Here is a 19,396-nt window from a genome sequence, read left to right on the forward strand (position 1 = left end):
GCCCCGACGGCCGGATCGGCAGGTCGAGCGGCACCTTGGCGGAAGCAGCCACCTGCCCCAGCAGCTGCCGCACCGCCTGCCGCACAACGGTTCGCGGCCTCCCTAGCGTCGGCACCACGCCAGCAGAGAGGAAAGTGCGATGAGCCCCACCGCTTTGTCAGGAACGGCGCCGTTGGTGGTCACGATCGAGCCCGGCGCGCCCGCCACCGTCGACGCCGGGAACGTGCACACGATCGAGCAGGCCACGGAGTGGTTGCGGGCCAACGCCGACGCCCTGCGCGGCCTGCTGCACGAGCACGCCGCGCTGTACGTGCGCGGCCTGCCCGTGCACGACGTCGACGACTTCGGCCTCGTGCGCGACACGCTCATGCCCGAGCGCACGCCGTACCGCGAGAAGGCCACCCCGCGCAGCGACTTCGGCAACGGCGTCTTCTCGTCGACCGACCTGCCCGCCGCGCAGCCGATCCACATGCACAACGAGAACAGCTACACGCTGACGTTCCCCGGCCTGCTCATGTTCGCCTGCCTGATCGCCCCGCCGGAGGGCGGCGCGACCCCGGTGGCCGACTGCCGCAAGGTGCTCGCGTCGCTGCCGGCGGAGCTGGTCGCCAAGATGCGGAAGGTCGGCTGGCTGCTCAACCGCAGCTACTCCGAGCACATCTCCACGTCGTGGCAGACCGCGTTCGCCGCCACCACGAAGGAGGAGGTGGAGGCGTACGGCGCGGAGAACCTGGTCTCGTGCCAGTGGCAGTCCGACGGCCACCTGCGCACCACGCAGCTGCGTCCCGGGATCATCTCGCACCCGGTGACCGGCGCCGAGGTGTGGTTCAACCACATGGCGTTCTGGAACGAGTGGGCGCTCGACGAGGAGCTGCGCGACGCGCTGGTCGACGAGTTCGGCGTCGAGGACCTGCCGTTCAACACCGCCTTCGGCGACGGCACGGTGCTCAGCCGCGAGGAGCTCGCCACCATCCAGGCCGCGTACGACGCCGCCACCACCCGCCGGCGCTGGGAACGCGGTGGCCTGCTGCTGGTCGACAACATCCTGTCCACGCACGGTCGCGACCCGTTCCGCGGCGACCGCAAGATCGTCGTCGCCATGGGCGAGCCGGTCTCCGTGCTGGACTGCGCGCCGACCGTCGCCCCGTCGGCCACCCCGATGAGCGGAGAGGGCCGATGACGGGCCGAGACCTGCTGTCCTGCTTCCACGACGTCGTGCGGACGGCGCCCGAGCGGATCGCCGTGCGCGACACCGCCGGCGCGCTGACGTTCGCCGAACTGGAGGCGCGCACGGCCGCGCTGGCCGCCGTGCTCGTCGAGCGCGGAGTGGTCCGCGGTGACCGCGTGGGCGTGAGCGTGCCGCGCGGCAACGGACTCCTCGTCGCGCTGCTGGCGGTGTGGCGGGCCGGGGCGGCGTACGTGCCGCTCGACCCGGCCTACCCGGCGGACCGGTTGGCGCACATGACGTCCGACGCCGCGGTGCGCACGACCGTGACGCCGGAGGACCTGGTCGTCGGCGCCGGTGCGTTCAGCGACGTGGCCGTGTCGGCCGACGACGCCGCCTACGTCATCTACACCTCCGGCTCCACCGGGCTGCCCAAGGGTGTCCAGGCCACCCGCGGCGGCGTCGCGTCCCTTGTGGACGGACTGGAGCAGATGGCCGTGTACTCGGCCGAACCCTCTGTCGTCGCGTGGAACGCGAGTGCGTCCTTCGACGCGTCCGTGCAGCAGTGGGCCCGGATCTGCCGCGGTGACACGATCGTCGTGCTGGAGGACGCACACCGCACCGAGCCCGCCAAGCTGGCCGCGTGGCTCGACGAGTGCGGGGTGACCGATGTGGACATGACGCCGACGCACTGGGAGATGCTGCGCGAGCACCTGCTGCCCGGACGCCCCGACGGCAGGCGGCTGCGCCTGTTCATCGGCGGCGAACCGATCAGCGTGCCGGTGTGGCGGGAACTGGCCGCCGCCGCCACCGTGGAGGCGTTCAACCTCTACGGCCCGACCGAGTGCACCGTCGACACGACGGTCGCCGTCGTCGAAGGCGACCACCCGACCATCGGTGACGCGCTGCCCGGCAACCGGCTCCTGGTGCTCGACGCGAAGCTGCGCGAGGTTCCGGACGGCGAGATCGGCGAACTGTACGTCGCGGGCCCGCGCGTCACCCACGGCTACCTCGGCCGCTCCGGCCTGACCGGTGCCCGCTTCCTGCCGGACCCCTCCGGCGAGGCCGGTGGGCGCATGTACCGCACCGGCGACCTGGTGCGCCGCACCGAGGACGGCCTGCTGGAGTTCCACGGCCGTGCCGACCGCCAGGTGAAGATCCGCGGCCACCGGGTGGAGCTGGGCGAGATCGAGACCGTCGTGCGGTCCTCACCCGCCGTCGCCGCGGCCGCGGTCGTCGTCCGCGACGACCTGGGCGGCCAGCCCGTCGCCTACTACGTGCCGTCGGGCCTCGCGGGCGCGGAGGGGCTGCGCGAGCACGCCGCGGCAGCGCTGCCGGAGGTCATGGTGCCGGCCGCGTTCGTCGAGGTCGCCGCGCTGCCGCTGACCCCGGGCGGCAAGCTCGACACCGCCGCCCTGCCCGCACCGCCCGCACAGTCGGGCACCGCACCGGAGGGCGAGTTCGAGCAGTTCATCGCCCAGGTGTGGGCCGAGGTCCTCGGCCGCGACTCGGTCAACGCCGACGACGACTTCTTCGCCCTCGGCGGCCACTCCCTGGTCGCGCTGCGGGTGGTGTCGAAGGTGAAGAAGACCTTCGGCCTCAAGATGTCCACCCGCGACGTCTACCGCCACCCCCGCCTGACCGACCTCGCCCGGCACGTCGAGTCCCTGCGCGTCTAGATGGTTGATTCCAAGGGGTAGGCCTGGATCCAGGCATGGGACGAGGGTGTCCATGATCATTGTGTGACGAATGAAGTGGACACCCTCGCGACCGCACTCTATGTGAGAACTGATGATCTGCTGGCAGGGGCACCGGGGTTAGCGCCGTGGCGGCCGAAGATCGGGATCAAGCCCCAGCTGACCGACGCCGAACTCGTCACGCTCGCGGTGATGCAGGCGTTGCTGGGCTTCACGTCCGAGGCCCGCTGGTTGCGGCATGCCCGAGCGCATCTGGGGCATCTGTTCCGCTATCTGCCCCAGCAGCCCGGCTACAACAAGCGGCTGCGCCGCGCTGCGGCACTGATCCGGTCGATGATCCGGCTACTGGCCGTCGACACGACGTTGTGGACCGATGACGTGTGGCTGGCCGACTCCACCCCGGTCGAGTGCGGTCGTTCCCGCGAGACCTCGAAACGCTCAGATCTTGCCGGGTGGGCGCAGTTCGGCTACTGCTCCAGCCACTCCCGGTTCTTCTGGGGGCTACGCCTGCACCTGGTCTGCACCCTGGGCGGCCTGCCCATCGCGTTCGCTCTGACCGGCGCCAAAGCCGACGAGCGGCAGACTCTGCTGGGCATGCTCGAGGAAGACCTGGACCTGGTCGCAGACCGGCAAGGCCAGACACTGATCGCGGACAAGCACTACTACGGCCGCGACTTCGAGCATGCCCTGCGCACCGCCGGGATCGTGCTGTTACGACAGGCCCGCAAGGGCGAGGCCCCGCGGCCTGGCGCACGACTGTTCAAGCCGCTGCGCCAGACCATCGAGTCGATCAACCAGACGTTCAAAGGCCAGCTCGACCTCGAACGCCACGGCGGACGCACACCCGCCGGCGTCATCGTCCGAGTCCTGCAACGCATCCTCGCCCTGACCGCCGCGATCTGGCACAACGACCACACCGCCCAGCCCGTCAAACGCTCACTGATCGCCTACGACCACTGACCTTGGAATCAACCATCTAGGAGGACTGGTGGACAACATCGACAACGTGGTGGTCCGACCCCGCCGCAAGCCGGAGGCCACGCGGTCGCTGGTGTGCCTGGGGTTCTGCGGCGGCGGCGCCGGCCCGTACCTGCCCTGGGCCGACGTCCTGCCGGCGGACGTGGAACTCGCCGCGATCTGCTACCCGGGCCGCGACGGCAGGTTCCTCGAGGACCACGCCGAGGACTGGCAGGCCCTCGCGGCCGACGCCACTGCCGCCGTGCTCGCCGCGGCGACCCGCCCGTACGTCCTCTTCGGACACAGCATGGGCGGCTGGATGGCGTTCGACGTGGCCGCGAGGATCGAGCGCCTGGGCGGCCGCCGCCCGGACGCCCTGGTGGTGTCGTCGGCCAACGCGCCGAGCAGGGGCCTGACGCCCCGCGACATGTTCCCCGCGCAAAGCGACACCGATGCCGGGCTGCTTTCGTGGATGACGGTCAACGGGCTGCTCGCCGACTACGTCCTCGGCAACGAGGAGCTGCGCGAGATGGCGCTGGAGCTGATGCGGGCCGACATCCGGGTGCGGGACACGTTCGCCTACACCGACGGGGCCGCGGTGAGCGTGCCGCTGCAGGTGCTGACGGGGGCCGACGACGACGTGATCGTCGCGGACACGGCGGCGCAGTGGCGGGCGCTGGCCGGTGGGGAGTACCGGCACGTGGAGTTGCCCGGTGGGCACTTCTACACCGAGGAGGTGTGGCGGTCGCTGCCGCGGCACATCCCGGCGCTGGAACCGGTTCCCGCCGGGGTGTGACGGGTGGGGGAGGTGGGCGCGGGGGACAGGGCCGAGGCTTCGTCACCCCGCATCCCATCGCGCCATCCCGCCTCGGAAAGCATCCTGTTCTCCCGCCACACCCGGTGGTCAGCCCGCCGCCACCAGCGTGTGCCCCTCCCGCAACGGCAACGCCGCCAACTCCGCCCGAATCGTCGACGCGGCCCCGTGGTCCAGGATCCGCTCGCGAACAGCCAGAGCCTCCTCCAAATACGCCCGAGCCTCCCCATAACGACCTGCGGCCGCACTCACCTGACCCAGGTTCCGCAACAGCTGTCCCTCACCGATGACGTCACGGGTCTCCCGCACCATGTCCAGCACCCGCCGCATGGTCGCGGCGGCCTCGGCGTGCTCGCCCGCCATCGCCTGGACCTGGCCGATGCGGTTGAGCGTGCGGGCGGCGCCCCCGGTGTACCCCACGGACTCGTGGACCGCCATCGCCTCGGCGAGGTCGGTGCGGGCTCGGGCGATCTCGCCGTCGCCCGCCAGGATGAACGCGCGCTGGGTCAGGACGATCGCGCGGCCCACCACGTCGTCGACCGACGTGTAGCCGGCGAGCGAACGGTCGTACAGGCGCAGGGCGGTGGTGTCGTCGCCGGTGTTGCGGGCGATCAGCGCCAGGTCGCGGTGGCACAGGGCCAGGCCGTGCGTGTCGCCCAACTCCTCGAACAGCTCCACGGCCGGGAGGAGCGCGTCGCGGGAGGCGTCGAGGCGGCCTCGGTTGATGTGCAGGGTGCCCAGCGAGCTCAGGACCGCCGCGGTGCCGCGTTTGTTGCCCGCCGCGCGGACGGCGGCCAGGGCCTCGGCGTGGGTTCGCTCCCAGTCGTCGAGGTAGCCGCGTGACTCGAACAGCGTGACCGACGTGACCGCGAGGTCCCAGCACAGCTCGTCGAGGCCCGCGGTGGCCGCCTGGTGAACGGCCGCGCACAGGTTCTCCAGCTCGCCGTCCAGCCACTCCAGGGGATCGGCCTGTGCCGTCGGCGGACGCCAGCGCGGTGCGGTTCCGTGCAGCACGGTGTAGTCACCGCCGTAGATGTCGCGGTGTGCCTGCTCGGCCAGGGCCAGCCAGCCGCCGAGCAGGCGGGACACGGCGGCGGCGCGGTCGGCGGCGGGGATCTCCTCCGCCGCCTTCTCCCTCGCGAACAGACGCAGGACGTCCTGGTAGCGGTAGCGGAACTCGCCCGTCGGCTCCACCGAGACCACGTCGAGCACCTGCACGTCCACCAGCGGCTCGAGCAGGTCCGACGGGAACGGCCGGTCGTCGTCCAGGACCGCGCCCGCGACCCAGCCGGGGACGGCGGGGCCCTCGGCGAGGCTCAGCAACCCGAACAGCAGGCGGGAGCGGCGGTCGAGGCCGTCGTGGGTCAGCGCGAGGCTGGCGCGGATGGTCAGCTCGCCGTGGGCGAGCTCGTCGAGGCGGTGCCGTTCGCTGGCGAGCCGGAGCACCATCGACGCAAGCGTCCAATGTGGACGTGCGGCCAGGCGGGCCGCGATGATCCGCAACGCCAGCGGCAGTCCGCCGACGGTGCGCACCAGCGCCTCGGCGGCCTCGGGCTCGCGGGTCACCCGGTGCTCCCCGACGACCAGGCCCAGCAGGCGCAGCGACTGGCCGGTGTCGAGGACGTCGAGCTCGATCTGGCGGGCGCCGGGCAGACCGGTCAGCCGTGAGCGGCTGGTCACCACCACCGCGCACGTGCTGCTGCCCGGCAGCAGCGGCAGGACCTGGCCCTCGGTGGCCGCGTCGTCCAGCACGACCAGCACCCGCCGGTCGGCCAGCAGCGTCCGGTACATCTCCAGCCTCGCGTCGACGCCGTCGGGGATCACCGGCCCGGGAATCCCCAGCGCCAGCAGGAACCGGCCCAGCACGTCGTCCACGGTGGACGGGGAACCGGTGCCGTGCAGGTCGCAGTAGAGCTGCCCGTCGGGGAAGTGCTCCTGCGCCACCCGGTGCGCCAGGTGGGCGGCCACGGTGCTCTTGCCGACGCCGGGCCGTCCGGTGATCACGACGACCCCCACGGCCGACCGCCCGGCGTCCCCGACGAGGACGGATTCCGCGCCCCGCAACATGTCCTCGTCACCGACGAAGTCGGCGGTGTCGGCGGGCAGCTGCCGCGGCCGTGCCGTGCGCACGACCTCTTCGGCCTTCGGAGCCGGCTCGGCCTGGGGCCTGGCCGGCGTCTCGCCGGCGAGGATCGCCGCCTCCAGCTCCCGCAACCGTTCGCCGGGCTCCAGGCCCAGTTCCTCGACCAGCAGGGTCCGGCCGGCGCGGTAGGTGTCGAGGGCCTCGGCCTGCCTGCCGGAGCGGTGCAGCGCGAGCATCAGCAGGGCGCGCGGCCGTTCCCGCAACGGGTGCTCGTGCACCAGGCGCGTGACCTCCCCGACGAGCTGGTGGTGCTGGCCCAGTTCCAGTTCGAGTTCCAGGTAGTCCTCGACGCAGGTGAGCCGGTCCTCGTCCAGCCTCATCGCGCGGGTGCGCAGCGATCGGTTGGGAGCCCCGCCCAGGCACGGCCCGCGCCACAACGCCGCGGCCTCCCGCAGCAGCGCGGCCGCCTCGGCGGCACGGCCCTCCTTGGCCAGCACGCGGGCCTCCGCGGTGCGGGTGAGGAACTCGGCGAGGTCCAGCGCGTCCCCGTTGAGGCGCAACTGGTAGCCCGGCGGGCGGGTGTCGATGACCGCGGACATGCCGGCGGTGTCGAGCGTGCGGCGCAGCCGGGAGACGCAGATCTGCACCTGCGTGCGTGCGGTGTCCGGGGGGTTCTCGTCCCACAGGGCGTCGACCAGCGTCGCCGTGCTCACCACCCGGCCCGCCTCCACGAGCAGCAGCCCGAGGATCACCTGCTGCCTGCCCGGCGGGATCCGCGCCGCGCCGCCGAGACCGTCGACCTCCACCGGGCCGAGAACCCGGAAACCCCCTGGGGACATAGCGCGCGGCCACCCTTTCCGGATCTGCGATGCCCCGAGAGTAAGCACATGATCACGGAGGAGGACAAGCCCCCGCGATAGCGGGAAGATATCGGCAGGTTGCCCGGCGGCGGGACGGTTGTGGCGCATCGCGTGAGGAGACCCGCCATGAGCACCGCCGCAGGCGCCGACCACGTCCGCCTCTCCTACCACTACCTGGACACGGGGGACCTGGACGGGTACGCCTCCCTGCTGCATCCGGACATGCAGCTCAAACGCTGTGACGCGCCTGCGGGGCACGGCCGCGACCACACCGTCGGGCTGCTGACCGCCCTGCCGGCCCTGCGCGGCCGCCACCACATCCACAAACTGGTGGCGGACAAGGACACCGTGGTCGTCGTCGGCCGCTACACCCCTCCTCCGGACGCGGAGTGCCCCGACCCGGCCGAGTTCGCCGACGTGGTGACCCTGTCGGACGAGGGCCTTTTGCTCTGCAGCCGACGTTTCTACTACTTCGATCCGCCTTCCCGATAGCGCCAACTGCCGGAAGGCTGCCGTCGCCGCTGCCTGGAGGCGCCGGGCGCGGCTCCTACGTTCGGGACAGGGAAACACCCGCGCGACAAAGGGAGCTCGCCCCCATGGAGTTGGACGCCGCCCGGACGGACTCAGCCCGCCTCGACATCGTGGTCTCCGGGCTCGCCTCCGACGCGCACACCTGGAACCTCGTGTACCTGCAGCTGGTGCTGGAGGAGATGGGTCACCGCGTGACCAACCTGGGCGCGTGCGTCCCCGACGGGATGCTGACGTCCCGGTGCGGACAGGCGGCACCGGACCTCGTCGTGATCAGCAGCGTGAACGGGCACGGCTTCCAGGACGCCCGGCGCGTCATCGGACCGCTGCGCGCACGCCTCGCGAGCACCCCGGTCGTGATCGGCGGCAAGCTCGGCGTCGACGGCGCGGGCGGTCGCGCGGAGGCCCTGCTGGCCGCCGGGTTCGACGCGGTGTTCGAGGACGGCGACGCCATCCCGGCCTTCCGCCGCTACGTCGACCGGCTCGCCGCGGGGGTGCGGTCGTGACCGGTGGCTCGTTCGGCGAGTTCGTCGCCCGCGCCGCCGCCGCGGGCGAACTGGTCGTGCAGCCCAGGATGGGCGTCGCCGGACCGGCGCGGATGCGGGCGGGGCTCGCCGCGGTGCGCGGAGCCGGGGTGCGGGCGGCGGGCACGATCACGGTCGACAGCTTCACGCGCGTGGGGGACCACCGCGCGGTGCGCAGGGCCCTGGACACCGGCGCCGAGCTCAACGGCTATCCCATCGCCGCCCACCCGCCCGAGACGACCAGGGCCGTGCTGGACGGTCTGCGCGAACCGGACTTCCCGGTGCAGGTGCGCCACGGCTCGGCGTGCCCGCAGAAGATCGTGGCGGCCCTGCTGGCCGCCGGTCTGGACGCGACGGAGGGCGGGCCGCTGTCGTACTGCCTGCCCTACAGCCGCGTTCCCGTCGCCGAGTCGGTGCGCGCGTGGGCCGAGTCCTGCCTGCTGCTCTCCGACGCCCGCGAACGCGGCGCCCGGCCGCACCTGGAGTCGTTCGGCGGCTGCATGATGGGCCAGCTCTGCCCGCCGAGCCTGCTGGTGGCGATCAGCGTGCTGGAGGCTCTGTTCTTCCGCCAGCACGGCGTGGACAGCATGTCGTTGAGCTACGCCCAGCAGACCGACGCGGACCAGGACGCCGAGGCCGTGGCCGCCCTGCGCACCCTCGCCACCGAACATCTGTCCGATGTGGACTGGCACGTCGTGCTGTACACGTACATGGGCGTGTTCCCGCGCACCCCGCACGGCGCGACCGCTCTGCTGGAGCGCTCCGCGGAACTGGCCGTGCGCACCGGGGCGGAGCGGCTGATCGTCAAGACGACGGCGGAGGCGCACCGCATCCCGACCGTCGTCGAGAACGTCGCCGCCCTGGTGACCGCCGCGGCCGCGGCGGCACGCGCCCTGCCGGGCGGCGAGGTCGAGGACACTGGCGTGCTCGCCGAGGCCCGCGCGCTCGTGGAGGCCGTGCTCGACCTCGCACCGGACGTCGGCATCGCCCTGGTCCGCGCGGTCGAGCGCGGGTACCTCGACGTGCCCTACTGCCTGCACCAGGACAACGCCGGCCGCACCAGGGCGTTCGTGGACGGCGACGGGCGGCTGCAGTGGTCGCGCACCGGCGCCCTGCCGCTGCCGGCCGGCCGCGCAGTCCCCGCCGCCGACCACACCGCCGACGAGCTCCTGCGCTCGCTCACCCACGTCGAGCGCACCTTCGACCGAGGCTGATCCCCGTCCCCAAGGAGTGACCACGATGGACACCACCACCCCGGCGCCGGTGGATCCGCGCGCCCACCTGACCTCCCCGGCGACCCGCGCGGTGCTGCGCGTGCAGCACCGCGTGCTCGACGCCGTCCGCGAACACCTGGGCGGGCGGGGTTTCACCGAGATGCTGCCCCCGGTCATCGGCCCGGTCACCGACCCCGGCGCGCGCGGGGCCAAGCAGGTCGACGTCGACTACTACGGCCACCGCTACAAGTTGATGACCAGCGCCATCCTCTACAAGCAGGCGTCGCTGACCGCGTTCGACCGGATCTTCTGCATCGCCCCCAACGTGCGCCTGGAGCCGCTGGAGACCAGTTCGACCAGCAGGCACCTCGCGGAGTTCCACCAGATCGACGTCGAGGTCGCCGGTGCCTCCCGCGACGACGCGACGCGGGTGGCCGAGGACCTCGTGATGCACGTCGTGCGCCGGGTCGTCGAGCACTGCGCCGCCGAGCTCGGGGTCCTGGGCCGTGACCCGGACGCCTTCACGGACCTGTTGTCCGGCCGCGGTTTCGAGCGCCGCACCCACGCCACCGCGGTCGCCGACCTGCACGGGTTCGGTCACGACCAGAACCCCGACGCCGAGATCGACTGGACGGGGGAGGCCCTGCTGTCGTCCAAGTCCAGCAGGCCGTTCTTCCTGACCGACTACCCCAAGGGCTCGCGCGGTTTCTACGACCGCGAGAACCCGGCGAACCCCGGACGGCTGCTCAACTTCGACCTGCTGGCCCCCGAGGGCTACGGCGAGCTGTGCAGCGGCAGCGAGCGCGAACACGAGTACGCCGCGATCATCGCCAGGATGCGCGAAACCGGCGAGAACCCCGCGAAGTACGCGTGGTACCTGAAGATGGTGCGCGAGGGCGTGCCGTCCAGCGCGGGCTTCGGCATCGGTCTGGAGCGCCTGGTCCGCTACCTGTGCGGGCTGGAGTCGGTCTGGCAGGCGAGCGCGTTCCCGAAGATTCCCGGCGTGGTGTCCCCGTGACCGCGTTGCGCGCCGGCACGTTTCCGGAACAGGCCGTCCGGGAGCGTGCCCGCACCGGTGCCGCGGCGGCGTTCCCGTCGCTGTCGGACTACGGCAGCGCGCTGCTGGGCGAACCGGTGGGGCCCGCGCCCGCCGACGCCCTCGACGCCGCCCGCCTGGTGCCCCCGGTGTTCATGCCGTTGCGGCTGGAGAAGCTCATCGACCTGGCCCGTGAGCCTTTGCACGGCGACGTGGACCTGGCGACGACCGTCGGTGGTTTCACCGCACGCCTCCCGCTGTACCTGTCGGCGTTCGGCTCGACCCGCGCGGTGGGCACCGACCTGGGCATCGCCGCCGCGGCCCAGGCGGGGGCCCTGGGCATCCCGATGGTCGTCGGCGAGAACGTCGTCCCGGTCGACGGCTACACCGGCGAACGGTCCCTGCTGGCACGGATCTCCGCCTACGCCGACCACGCCCCGGACGGCGCGGGCGGGGTCGTGGTGCAGCAGAGCACGGAGGACGCCGACGCCGAGGTCTGGAACCGCGTCTACAGCGACCCGGCGACGCGGTCGCTGCTCGAGTCCGGGCGGCTGGGGTTCGAGCTCAAGGTCGGTCAGGGCGCCAAACCCGGGCTCGGCGGGCTGACCGTCGTCGACGGCGACGCGGCGGAACGCCTGGCCGGCCAGTACGCCCTGGAACCGCTGGGAGACCGGGTGCTGCGCAGCGCGAGCCCCGGCACGTTCACCGAGGAGATCCTCCGGCAGCAGGTCCGCCTGATGCGCAACAACTACCCGCGCGCACGGGTGTGGGTGAAGCTGCCGCCGGGACGTGACGTCGCCGCGGCGGCGGACGTGGCGTGGCAGGCGGGCGCGGACGCGGTCACCGTGGACGGCGCCGAGGGCGGCAGCGGCTGGGCCCCCACGGCGTCACTGGCGGGCGTCGGCCTCCCGCTGGCGGAGTGCCTGCGCCGCATCGGTTCCCCGCGCGGCTGCCTGCTGGTGTCGGGCCGCGTCTGGGAAGGGCTGCGCGCCGTGAAGTGCCTCGCCGCCGGCGCCACCGCCACCGGCCTCGGCCGGGCGGCTCTGCTGGCGGTCGACGAGAACCCGCGTTCCGGCCTGACGCGTCTGGTGGAGGCGATGACCCTCGAACTGCGCCTGCTCATCAGCTCGCTGGGCAAGTACCACCCGTCCGCACTGTCCACTGAGGACCTGTGGTCGCCGGCGGGGTGGTCGGTGCCCGCGGGTTCGATGGTGGCGGGGTAACGCGGTCATCAGGAAAGGCCCGGCCTCCTTCGCGGGGCCGGGCCGTTCCTCTGTTCACCGGACGGTGGTTCCGGTGCGGGCACGTGGTTTCAGGCCAGTCCCGCGGCGGCGCTGAGGCCGCACAGGTGGACCGGGTCGGCCCGCAGGCGGACGGCGAGGTCCGGCAGCGGACCCGGCGGCCGGTGTCCTCCGGCCGCGGCGTCGGCGACGGCGAGCGCGGTCGCCAGGCACTCCGCGCGGGCGTCGGGGGAGGGGGTGATCAGGCAGACCACCCCGCCCAGGTGGTCGTATCCCAGCGCCCGCAGCGCCCACGCCGCCGCCCTGCGGGCGTGCGGCGTGGGAGGCCACACGGTGAGCACCTCCGGGCCGGTGGGGACGAAGAAGGCGTGCACGGGGGGAACCGTCGCGGCCCCTATCGGACCGTTGTCGGTCATGGCGGCCATCGGTCACGCTCCCGGAACTCGGCGTCGGATCCCAGTCCACCACGGCGGACGCGGCTCGCTCGGCAGTCGCTGCGGCAGACCGGAGGCGAGTCAGGGCGTGGCCGCCAGCACCGAGCGGATCAACGGCGACACGGTGAAGCTGCGCCCGGTCCCGGTCTCGACGGGCCGCACCAGCCCGCGCTGCAGGAGGTCGCGCAGCAGGCGCCCGGTGTCGGCCGACGGGCCGAACCGAGGCGGCAGGTCCTCCAGGAACCGGCGGTAGGGCGCCGCGGCGCCGGCGAGAGCGCGCACGAGCACGTCGTCCAGCAGGCAGGCCGGATCGGTGGCGGCCAGCTCCGACAGCGGGTAGACCGACAGCCACGACCCCACGGCGGCCAGCGCGGCGGGCACCCCGTCGAGCGCCTGGCACAACCGGTCGACCTCGACCGCGTCCACCGGGCCGTGCTGCTCGGCGAGCAGCAGCCGAGCCGCGTCGGCGGGCTCCAGCCCCGAGAGCAGGAACACCCGCTCCCCGGCGAGCCCGCACGGCGCCGGCGCGGTGATCAGCACCCGCACCCCGGGGCAGTCGGCGAGCAGCCGCAGCACGCCGTCCCCGCGGACCGGCCCGTCCACCCCGTCGAGCACCACCAGCGCGGACCGGGCGCCGATCACCTCGGCGAGGTCGTCGTCGACCCGCCCACCCGTCCGCACGGCCGTGGACCACGCCGTCACCAGCCCTGCGAGCCGCGCATCCCGCAACGGCGTGCTGTCCGCCCCGGCCCACAGCACCGGCATCCGGGCGTGCAGCACCTCGGCGACCGCGGCCGCGAACCGCGTCTTCCCCACCCCGGGCAGGCCCACGACGGTCGCGAGCCTGCACCCGCCGGCCAGTTCGGCGGCCAGCGCGCCGGTCTCGACGTCCCGGCCGACCTGCGCGGCCAGCGAGGTGGGCGGCACCGCGGCGGCGGAGTCGACCTCGGCGCGCCGGTCCGGGTCCGCCGCCACCTCCAGGTCGTGCCGGGCCCGGCTGCCGAGCCGCAACCCCTCGGCGATCAACCGCACGGTGTCCGGCCGCGGCCGCAACGCCCGTCCCTGCTCCAGATCCCGGATGGCCCGCACGCTCACGGTCGACAGGTCGGCCAGCTCCCGCTGCGTCAACCCGACCCGGCTGCGGTGCCGGCGCAGGAGCAGGGCGAAGGGCGGGAGTCCGGGGTCCAAGGCGGGCGGAGTGGCCATCTCGGCATCCTCGTTTCAGGCGGATGATTTTGTCGGGCCAATAGTCGGCACGCCCGCTATCACGCGGCAATCCCGGCACATATCCTGCCTGCAAAACACTGCTGCTGTTGCGCTTCGTCGCAGCTCATGGGCGGTTTGGTGGAGTTATCGCCCTCGGGATAGTGGCGAGATAAACCGCGTGATAGTACCGGGATTAGCGGGCCCCATAACGTTTGTCCCATCGCCGGAGAAACGAATTCCTGAGGAGCCCGAAATGGTCCGCACCGTCATCGCCAGGATCGCCGCCGTCACCCTCGCCGTCGCGGCTCTCACGACCGTCGCCGCCACCACCGCCCAGGCCGTGACCGACACGACCCCCACCACGGTGTCCGGCAGCAACCCCTGGGAGTAGGACGGCTCTGCGTCCGATCCACGGACTGGTACCGCCTTCGCGCTAAAGCCGGACGGGTTCCCCTGCCGCGGCGCCGCGCACCGAGTCCACCAGGGCCGTCACGGCCGGGTGCCACTCGCGGCCGGCCGGGCCGCTGAGGACGAGCGTGCGCACGACCTGTTCCCGCAGGGGCAGCATCACCAGGTCCGGCGGCAACATCGACGCCACCAGCCCCGGCACGAGCGACACGCCGATGCCCGCGCGCACCATGGCGAGCAGCGTGCCCAGCTCGCGCACCCGGTGCCGCGGCGTGAACGGATGACCCGCGTGGGCCTGCCGCACGTGCCGCTCGCAACCCCCGTGCGACAGCAGGAACGGGTCGTCGCCGAGGTCCGCGACGCTGATCCGCGACTCGCCCGCGAGCGGGTGGTCGGTGCGCAGCAGGGCGTGGAAGGCGTCCTGACCGATCTGTGCGCCCGGCCCCGGCTGCGGGTCGACCAGGACCGCGGCCTCGACCGTGCCGCCGGCGAGCCACTCCGCGACCTCGTCGTCCTCGCCCTCGAACACCCTGATCCGCACCTGCGGGAACGCCGTCGCCCACCGTGCCAGCAGGCCGGGCAGCAGGCCCTGGCAGACGGTCGGCGGCGCCGCGAGCCTGATCGTGCCGCGAACTCCACCGCGCCGGCGCTCGGCCAGGTCGGCGATCGCGGCCGACGCGGTCACCGCGGCACGGGCGTGGGCCAGGACCTCTTCCCCGAACGCGGTGGGGGTGCTCCGCCCGCGCCGCGCCAGCACGGGGTGGCCCAGCGTGCGCTCGAGCGAGGCGACCGCGTGCGACACCGCGGACTGCGTGACGCCCAGCGCGTCGGCGGCCGCGCCGAACCCGCCCTCGTCGACCACGGCGAGGAATGCCCTGAGCTGGGCGAAGTTCAACGTCATGAGTGCATCTCATGCTCACTCGATCACCACTTGTTGGACTCATGATGCCCGCCGGGGTGATGCTCGCGCCGTGGGGACGACTGGGAAGTTCGTGCTGTTGTCGGCGATCTGGGGCAGCAGCTTCGCGTTGATCAAGGTGGCGGTGGACGCGGGTGTGCCGTCCGTGCAGGTCGCGCTGGCGCGCTGTCTGTTCGGCGCTGTGGCGCTGTGGGCGATCTGTGCGGTGCAAAGGGCGGCGATACCGCGCGATGCGCGCACGTGGGGACATGCGACGGTGGTCGCGGTCCTGCTCAACTCGGTGCCGTTCACGCTCCTGGCCTTCGGGGAGTCCAGAGTGGACTCGGTGCTGGCGGGCGTGCTGAACGCGACGACGCCGCTGACGACGCTGGCGTTCGCGTTGCTGGTCGTGCCGGGGGAGCGGGTGACGACCACGCGGCTCGCGGGCCTGCTGCTCGGTTTCGCGGGCGTGCTGGTGCTTCTCGGCGTGTGGCGCGGACTGGACGGTGACGTGCTGGTGGGCGGTCTGGCCTGCCTGGCCGCCACGACCTGTTACGGCGCGGGATTCGCTTACACCAGGCGCTTCCTGTCCGGTGGTCCCCATCGCGCCAGCGCGTTGTCCGCCGTGCAGATCACCTGCGCCACCGTCCAGTTGACGGTCGCCGCCCCTGTCCTTTCCGGACCGCCGTCCTGGCCCGGCCTGCCCGCCGTGCTCGCGCTGCTGGTGTTGGGCGCGGTCGGCACGGGCTACGCGTACGTGCTCAACCTGGACCTGATCCGGGCGGCGGGGCCGACGGTCGCGGCCACGGTCACGTACGTGACCCCGTTGTGGTCGACCGCGCTGGGGGCGTTCCTGCTGGCCGAACCGGTCGGCTGGCACACCCTTGCCGGTGGGGCCGTGGTGATCGGCGGCATCCTGCTCACCCGTAGTCCGGCACCGGATCGGGCTTCCCTCACAGGAAGTCCCGAAGCACGGCAAGCAGTTCTTCGGGCCGGTGCTGCGGAATGATGTGGCCGCAGCCTTCGAGCCGCACGTTCCGCACCTCGTCCCCGACCAGCTCCACCTGCCGACAGGTCGCGTCGCCGACCGGAGCCGCCCCGATCGTCAGCGTCGGCACGGACAGACGCCTCCGGCGGACGGCCTCCTCGATCTGGCGCGCGCTCTCGGGCAGTGCGCGGTAGTGCTCGAACGCCGCTTTCATTGCCGCACGGCCCTTGTAAGCCTCGTGAACCGCGTCGCGGAAACGCGGAGTGACGCCATCACCCGCGGTACCGGCGTGCAGGAAGAAGTCGAGGTACTCGGCCTCGTGCCCGAGCAGGACCGATTCCGCCAGGCCGGGGACGGAGTGGAAGCCGAACCACCACGGCGGTCCGTGGCGCAGGAAGTCCTCGGCGCCGGGAAGCGTGCCGACGAGCGCCTCCATCAGCACCAGCCGGCGCACCCGGCCGGGATGTCCGGCCGCGAGCAGGAACGCCGGTGGCACGCCCAGGTCGATGGCGGCGACGTCCGCCTCGGCGATCCCCAGCGCGTCGAGCAGCCCGGCCACGTCGTTCGCCACGTCGGCTGCCGCGTACCCGCTCTCCGGCCGGGCCGAGGCGCCCAGGCCGCGCAGGTCGGGCGCGACGACCCTCCGGTGCGCGGCCAGTGCCGGGACGATCGGTTCCCACACCTGCCAGGTGTGCGGGAAACCGTGCAGCAGCACGAGAACCGGTCCTTCGCCTTCCACCGCGACGTTCAGCTCGACGCCGTTGGTGTGAATCCTTCGCAGCACCATCAGTTCCGCTTTCCGATCTCGTTGCACGTGTTGTGCGGCAACGATAGGAACGCCAGGAAGGCGGCGGAAGACGGCACTTCCGCGTCAGGTGGTTTCCCCGGGGTAACGGCTCAGTCGGTGCTCGCGGCGTTGGCCTGGTCGATCTCGGCGATGTGCTCCTCCGCCCAGTCCCGCAAGGCGGCGAGCCGGAGCTCCAGCGAGTGACCCAGCGCGGTGAGGCGGTAGTGCACCTTCGGTGGGACCGTCGGTTCGACGCGGCGGGCGACCAGGCCGTCACGGGTCAGCGAGCGCAGCGTCGTGGACAACATCTTCTGCGAGACGCCGGGCATGCGCCGCTGCAGTTCCGCGAACCGGATCTCGCCCTCGCCCGCCTCGGCGAGGAGCTTCACGGCCATCGACGTCCACTTCGTGCCGATGCGGTCGAGCAGCATCCTCGTCGGGCAGGCGGGGTTGAAGAGGTCGCCGCGGCCGGTTCCCGCGCTCACGGCGTGCCCTCGATCAGCCGCAGCAGGGTGTGCTCGGCGAACTCCTGGCGTGCTTCCGCGTCCGGCGGGACGGCGTCGAACACGATCTGGCTCATCGCCCAGGCGAACGCCACCTCCAGCGCTCGTTCGACGAGTCGCCCGTCGAGCCGGACGCCCCGCGCGGCGGCGTTGCGCGTCAACGCGGCCGCGTTCTCCTGGCACGAGGCGTCGAAGAGGCGGCGCATCTGCGCGCGGAGCTCGTCGTCCCGGCGCGCGGCGTTGAGCAGTTCGATCAACGCGATGCCGTGGACGCCGACCAGCACGTCCACCATCGAGTCGAGGCACGCCCGCAGGTCGCCTACGACACTGCCCGCGTCGCCCACCGCGGCCGGCGCGCAGTCGGCCGCCCGGCGCAGGGCCGCCGTCACCAGGTCGATCCTGCCGCCCGGCCAGTGCCGGTAGAGCGTCGTCTTCGAGGTCTGGGCGCGCGCGACCACGGCGTCCGCCGTCAGTCCCTCCCAACCGACCTCGGCGATCAACTCCGCGACGACGCCGAGGATCTCGTCCTGACGTGCTTCTCCACGCGTCTGCACATGTGTACCGTACCGTACAGATAAGTGTACGAATCCGTACTCATTCCGCCCGTGAAGGAATCATGGACAGCATGCGTGCGTTGCTCGAACACTGGCGGACGCGTCACGACTGGCGCGCCGCGGAGCGGATGCTCAACGGCTGGAACCCGTCCCGCACCCGGATCGACGGGCTCGACATCGACTTCGCGCACGTCCGCTTGCCGACGCTGCCCGATTTCGGCTTCTCCGCGGCACCGGCCGAACCGGGCTGGGGCATCACCCGGACCGCGGCGGCCTGGGAGGTCTTCATGGCCCGCCTGGGGCACGAGCGGTGGGGCGCGCAGGGCGGTGACCTGGGCAGCGCGGTCACCGAGGACCATCCGCTGACCCTGCCGACCGGCATCACGATGGCACCGGGGGACGTCATGCGGAAGTCCCGCCGCTGGGCCGAACGCCGCTTCCCCAACATCGTCCACTTCGGACGGACACCGGCCTGGGGCCACTTCGCCGGCTGGGAGCGGCCCGGCCACTTCGTGCACGACGTGCGCGCCACCTTCTCCGGCTTGAGATGAGTGCGCGCAGAGTCCGCGAACACCCGGCAGTCCGCACCTCGTCCGAAGTCAAAGGTGGGTCATGAACGTTGTCCTCTGGTCGATGGCCGCTCTCCTCGTGGCCGCGCGGGCATCAAGGTGCCCGGCGTGCTCGAAGTGCTCGCAGCGCTCGGGCTGGTCCTCCCCGCGGTGACCAGCATCGCTCCCGTGTTCGTACCCCTTGTCGCCGCGGGGCTGGTGGTCACCATGATCGGCGCGATGTTCGGCCACGCCAGGCGTCGTGAGTTCGCCTGCCTGGGGCTGAACGCACTGCTGCTCGTCCTTTCCGCTGTGGGCGCGAGGGGCCATCAGCTCGACCAGGTGCCCAATGCGGCGATGGCGGCTTCGATCAGGGCGGCGCCGGTGGGGGCGCGTTCGATGGTGGCGCGGTAGAACAGCGGCCCGATGGTCATGGCGGCGGCATCCCGGCTCGGCAGTGCGGGAACGAGTTCGCCGCGCGCCCGGGCGTCGTCGAGCGCGGCGGCCAGGCGGTCGGTGAGGATGCCCGCGAACTGCGCGCGGCGGGCGTTCATCGTCTCGTCCCACAGGGCCGCGTTGGCGAGAGTGGTCGACACCGCGCGCACGTCGTCCAGTTCCAGCTGGTTCGCGATGGCCGTCAGCTCCCGCCGCAGCCACTCGCGGCTCGGTGTGGACGGTGAGTCGAGGAACGGCATGGGCACGGTGGCCATCGCCTCGAGCAGGAGCGGTGCGACCTGGGGCCAGTGGCGGTAGACCGTGGCGCGTCCCACGCCCGCCTGCTCGGCGACCTGCGCGTGCGTCACCGCCGTCGGGCCGCTCTCCAGCAACAGCTCGCGGGCGGCGTTGAGGATCGCTTCCCGGCTGCGCAGGTACCGGGGGTCCGTCTCGCTGGTCACCGGACGAGTCTATGAGACAACTTGACTCGAAGTAGGATCGACGTGCATCCTTCTC

General features: G+C 72.5%; 21 protein-coding genes. 13 read left to right on the forward strand and 8 right to left on the reverse strand.

Going from position 1 to position 19,396, the window contains the following annotated elements; all coding sequences use genetic code 11:
• Nucleotides 1–139: 139 nt before the first annotated feature.
• The 4 genes from ND450_RS05905 to ND450_RS05920 all read left to right on the forward strand — a co-directional run bounded on the left by ND450_RS05905 (nucleotide 140) and on the right by ND450_RS05920 (nucleotide 4,615).
• Nucleotides 140–1,180: a TauD/TfdA family dioxygenase gene (locus tag ND450_RS05905; RefSeq protein WP_253325138.1), complete on the forward strand. Its 1,041-nt coding sequence runs from the start codon at nucleotides 140–142 to the stop codon at nucleotides 1,178–1,180.
• The gene (locus ND450_RS05910) at nucleotides 1,177–2,844 is read left to right on the forward strand and encodes a non-ribosomal peptide synthetase (protein ID WP_253325139.1); all 1,668 of its coding nucleotides are present in this window, start codon (nucleotides 1,177–1,179) and stop codon (nucleotides 2,842–2,844) included. The genes ND450_RS05905 and ND450_RS05910 overlap by 4 nt, the downstream gene beginning before the upstream one ends.
• 63 nt (nucleotides 2,845–2,907) lie before the next feature.
• Nucleotides 2,908–3,822, forward strand: coding sequence for an IS982 family transposase (locus ND450_RS05915; protein WP_253325140.1), 915 nt, complete (start codon nucleotides 2,908–2,910; stop codon nucleotides 3,820–3,822).
• A 28-nt stretch (nucleotides 3,823–3,850) separates the two neighbouring features.
• On the forward strand, nucleotides 3,851–4,615 hold the full coding sequence (locus ND450_RS05920) for a thioesterase II family protein (RefSeq protein ID WP_253325141.1): 765 nt from the start codon (nucleotides 3,851–3,853) through the stop codon (nucleotides 4,613–4,615).
• Between the two features lie 108 nt (nucleotides 4,616–4,723).
• Here ND450_RS05920 and ND450_RS05925 read toward each other — a convergent pair whose 3' ends face one another.
• Nucleotides 4,724–7,555: a BTAD domain-containing putative transcriptional regulator gene (locus ND450_RS05925; protein WP_253325142.1), complete on the reverse strand. Its 2,832-nt coding sequence runs from the start codon at nucleotides 7,553–7,555 to the stop codon at nucleotides 4,724–4,726.
• Between the two features lie 147 nt (nucleotides 7,556–7,702).
• Between ND450_RS05925 and ND450_RS05930 the strand changes: the two genes are divergently transcribed.
• The 5 genes from ND450_RS05930 (at nucleotide 7,703) to ND450_RS05950 (ending at nucleotide 12,101) form a co-directional block, all read left to right on the forward strand.
• Nucleotides 7,703–8,068 carry a nuclear transport factor 2 family protein gene (locus ND450_RS05930; protein ID WP_089922762.1) on the forward strand — a complete coding sequence of 122 codons (366 nt, stop codon included), beginning with the start codon at nucleotides 7,703–7,705 and terminating at the stop codon, nucleotides 8,066–8,068.
• Between the two features lie 104 nt (nucleotides 8,069–8,172).
• A complete protein-coding gene (locus ND450_RS05935; RefSeq protein WP_253325143.1) occupies nucleotides 8,173–8,610 on the forward strand; it encodes a cobalamin B12-binding domain-containing protein in 438 nt (145 codons plus the stop codon).
• Nucleotides 8,607–9,842 (forward strand): methylaspartate mutase, encoded by a 1,236-nt coding sequence (locus ND450_RS05940; RefSeq protein ID WP_253325144.1) that lies wholly within the window; start codon nucleotides 8,607–8,609, stop codon nucleotides 9,840–9,842. Before ND450_RS05935 ends, ND450_RS05940 begins: the two co-directional genes overlap by 4 nt.
• A 25-nt stretch (nucleotides 9,843–9,867) precedes the next feature.
• Nucleotides 9,868–10,860, forward strand: a complete 993-nt coding sequence (locus ND450_RS05945; protein WP_253325145.1) for an asparagine synthetase A — start codon at nucleotides 9,868–9,870, stop codon at nucleotides 10,858–10,860.
• Nucleotides 10,857–12,101: a glutamate synthase-related protein gene (locus ND450_RS05950; protein WP_253325146.1), complete on the forward strand. Its 1,245-nt coding sequence runs from the start codon at nucleotides 10,857–10,859 to the stop codon at nucleotides 12,099–12,101. The genes ND450_RS05945 and ND450_RS05950 overlap by 4 nt, the downstream gene beginning before the upstream one ends.
• Before the next feature lie 89 nt (nucleotides 12,102–12,190).
• On the opposite strand, the gene ND450_RS05955 is transcribed toward ND450_RS05950, so the two are convergent.
• A complete protein-coding gene (locus tag ND450_RS05955; protein ID WP_253325147.1) occupies nucleotides 12,191–12,544 on the reverse strand; it encodes a hypothetical protein in 354 nt (117 codons plus the stop codon).
• A gap of 90 nt (nucleotides 12,545–12,634) precedes the next feature.
• Nucleotides 12,635–13,759 carry a helix-turn-helix domain-containing protein gene (locus tag ND450_RS05960; protein ID WP_253325148.1) on the reverse strand — a complete coding sequence of 375 codons (1,125 nt, stop codon included), beginning with the start codon at nucleotides 13,757–13,759 and terminating at the stop codon, nucleotides 12,635–12,637.
• Nucleotides 13,760–14,012: 253 nt separating this feature from the next.
• On the opposite strand from ND450_RS05960, the gene ND450_RS05965 reads away from it, so the two are divergent.
• Nucleotides 14,013–14,150 (forward strand): hypothetical protein, encoded by a 138-nt coding sequence (locus ND450_RS05965; RefSeq protein WP_253325149.1) that lies wholly within the window; start codon nucleotides 14,013–14,015, stop codon nucleotides 14,148–14,150.
• 42 nt (nucleotides 14,151–14,192) lie between these two features.
• On the opposite strand, the gene ND450_RS05970 is transcribed toward ND450_RS05965, so the two are convergent.
• Nucleotides 14,193–15,068, reverse strand: coding sequence for a LysR family transcriptional regulator (locus tag ND450_RS05970; RefSeq protein WP_253325150.1), 876 nt, complete (start codon nucleotides 15,066–15,068; stop codon nucleotides 14,193–14,195).
• A gap of 70 nt (nucleotides 15,069–15,138) precedes the next feature.
• On the opposite strand from ND450_RS05970, the gene ND450_RS05975 reads away from it, so the two are divergent.
• Nucleotides 15,139–16,074 carry a DMT family transporter gene (locus ND450_RS05975; protein ID WP_253325151.1) on the forward strand — a complete coding sequence of 312 codons (936 nt, stop codon included), beginning with the start codon at nucleotides 15,139–15,141 and terminating at the stop codon, nucleotides 16,072–16,074.
• On the opposite strand, the gene ND450_RS05980 is transcribed toward ND450_RS05975, so the two are convergent.
• The 3 genes from ND450_RS05980 to ND450_RS05990 all read right to left on the reverse strand — a co-directional run bounded on the left by ND450_RS05980 (nucleotide 16,019) and on the right by ND450_RS05990 (nucleotide 17,897).
• The gene (locus tag ND450_RS05980; RefSeq protein WP_253325152.1) at nucleotides 16,019–16,840 is read right to left on the reverse strand and encodes an alpha/beta fold hydrolase; all 822 of its coding nucleotides are present in this window, start codon (nucleotides 16,838–16,840) and stop codon (nucleotides 16,019–16,021) included. The two genes, ND450_RS05975 and ND450_RS05980, sit on opposite strands and share 56 nt — an antisense overlap.
• A 110-nt stretch (nucleotides 16,841–16,950) precedes the next feature.
• Nucleotides 16,951–17,271 (reverse strand): helix-turn-helix domain-containing protein, encoded by a 321-nt coding sequence (locus ND450_RS05985; protein ID WP_253327867.1) that lies wholly within the window; start codon nucleotides 17,269–17,271, stop codon nucleotides 16,951–16,953.
• Nucleotides 17,272–17,321: 50 nt separating this feature from the next.
• The gene (locus ND450_RS05990; RefSeq protein WP_253325153.1) at nucleotides 17,322–17,897 is read right to left on the reverse strand and encodes a TetR/AcrR family transcriptional regulator; all 576 of its coding nucleotides are present in this window, start codon (nucleotides 17,895–17,897) and stop codon (nucleotides 17,322–17,324) included.
• A 62-nt stretch (nucleotides 17,898–17,959) separates the two neighbouring features.
• On the opposite strand from ND450_RS05990, the gene ND450_RS05995 reads away from it, so the two are divergent.
• Entirely contained in the window at nucleotides 17,960–18,448 is a 489-nt protein-coding gene (locus ND450_RS05995) for an epoxide hydrolase N-terminal domain-containing protein (RefSeq protein ID WP_253325154.1), read from the forward strand.
• Nucleotides 18,449–18,574: 126 nt separating this feature from the next.
• Nucleotides 18,575–18,859, forward strand: coding sequence for a DoxX family protein (locus tag ND450_RS06000; protein WP_253325155.1), 285 nt, complete (start codon nucleotides 18,575–18,577; stop codon nucleotides 18,857–18,859).
• Here ND450_RS06000 and ND450_RS06005 read toward each other — a convergent pair.
• Nucleotides 18,775–19,341, reverse strand: a complete 567-nt coding sequence (locus ND450_RS06005) for a TetR/AcrR family transcriptional regulator (RefSeq protein WP_253325156.1) — start codon at nucleotides 19,339–19,341, stop codon at nucleotides 18,775–18,777. The genes ND450_RS06000 and ND450_RS06005 overlap by 85 nt on opposite strands.
• Between the last annotated feature and the right edge of the window lie 55 nt (nucleotides 19,342–19,396).

This window comes from Lentzea sp. HUAS12, from assembly GCF_024125735.1.
Classification (GTDB): domain Bacteria; phylum Actinomycetota; class Actinomycetes; order Mycobacteriales; family Pseudonocardiaceae; genus Lentzea; species Lentzea albida.

Bases quoted from the DNA above. Each gene is read 5' to 3' on its own strand.
- ND450_RS05980 (WP_253325152.1), bottom strand. From the start codon at position 16,840: ATGGTGCTGCGAAGGATTCACACCAACGGCGTCGAGCTGAACGTCGCG.
- ND450_RS05935 (WP_253325143.1), top strand. From the start codon at position 8,173: ATGGAGTTGGACGCCGCCCGGACGGACTCAGCCCGCCTCGACATCGTG.
- ND450_RS05945 (WP_253325145.1), top strand. From the start codon at position 9,868: ATGGACACCACCACCCCGGCGCCGGTGGATCCGCGCGCCCACCTGACC.
- ND450_RS05960 (WP_253325148.1), bottom strand. From the start codon at position 13,759: ATGGCCACTCCGCCCGCCTTGGACCCCGGACTCCCGCCCTTCGCCCTG.
- ND450_RS05970 (WP_253325150.1), bottom strand. From the start codon at position 15,068: ATGACGTTGAACTTCGCCCAGCTCAGGGCATTCCTCGCCGTGGTCGAC.
- ND450_RS05910 (WP_253325139.1), top strand. From the start codon at position 1,177: ATGACGGGCCGAGACCTGCTGTCCTGCTTCCACGACGTCGTGCGGACG.
- ND450_RS05925 (WP_253325142.1), bottom strand. From the start codon at position 7,555: ATGTCCCCAGGGGGTTTCCGGGTTCTCGGCCCGGTGGAGGTCGACGGT.
- ND450_RS05930 (WP_089922762.1), top strand. From the start codon at position 7,703: ATGAGCACCGCCGCAGGCGCCGACCACGTCCGCCTCTCCTACCACTAC.
- ND450_RS05985 (WP_253327867.1), bottom strand. From the start codon at position 17,271: ATGCTGCTCGACCGCATCGGCACGAAGTGGACGTCGATGGCCGTGAAG.
- ND450_RS05965 (WP_253325149.1), top strand. From the start codon at position 14,013: ATGGTCCGCACCGTCATCGCCAGGATCGCCGCCGTCACCCTCGCCGTC.
- ND450_RS05905 (WP_253325138.1), top strand. From the start codon at position 140: ATGAGCCCCACCGCTTTGTCAGGAACGGCGCCGTTGGTGGTCACGATC.
- ND450_RS05995 (WP_253325154.1), top strand. From the start codon at position 17,960: ATGGACAGCATGCGTGCGTTGCTCGAACACTGGCGGACGCGTCACGAC.
- ND450_RS05955 (WP_253325147.1), bottom strand. From the start codon at position 12,544: ATGGCCGCCATGACCGACAACGGTCCGATAGGGGCCGCGACGGTTCCC.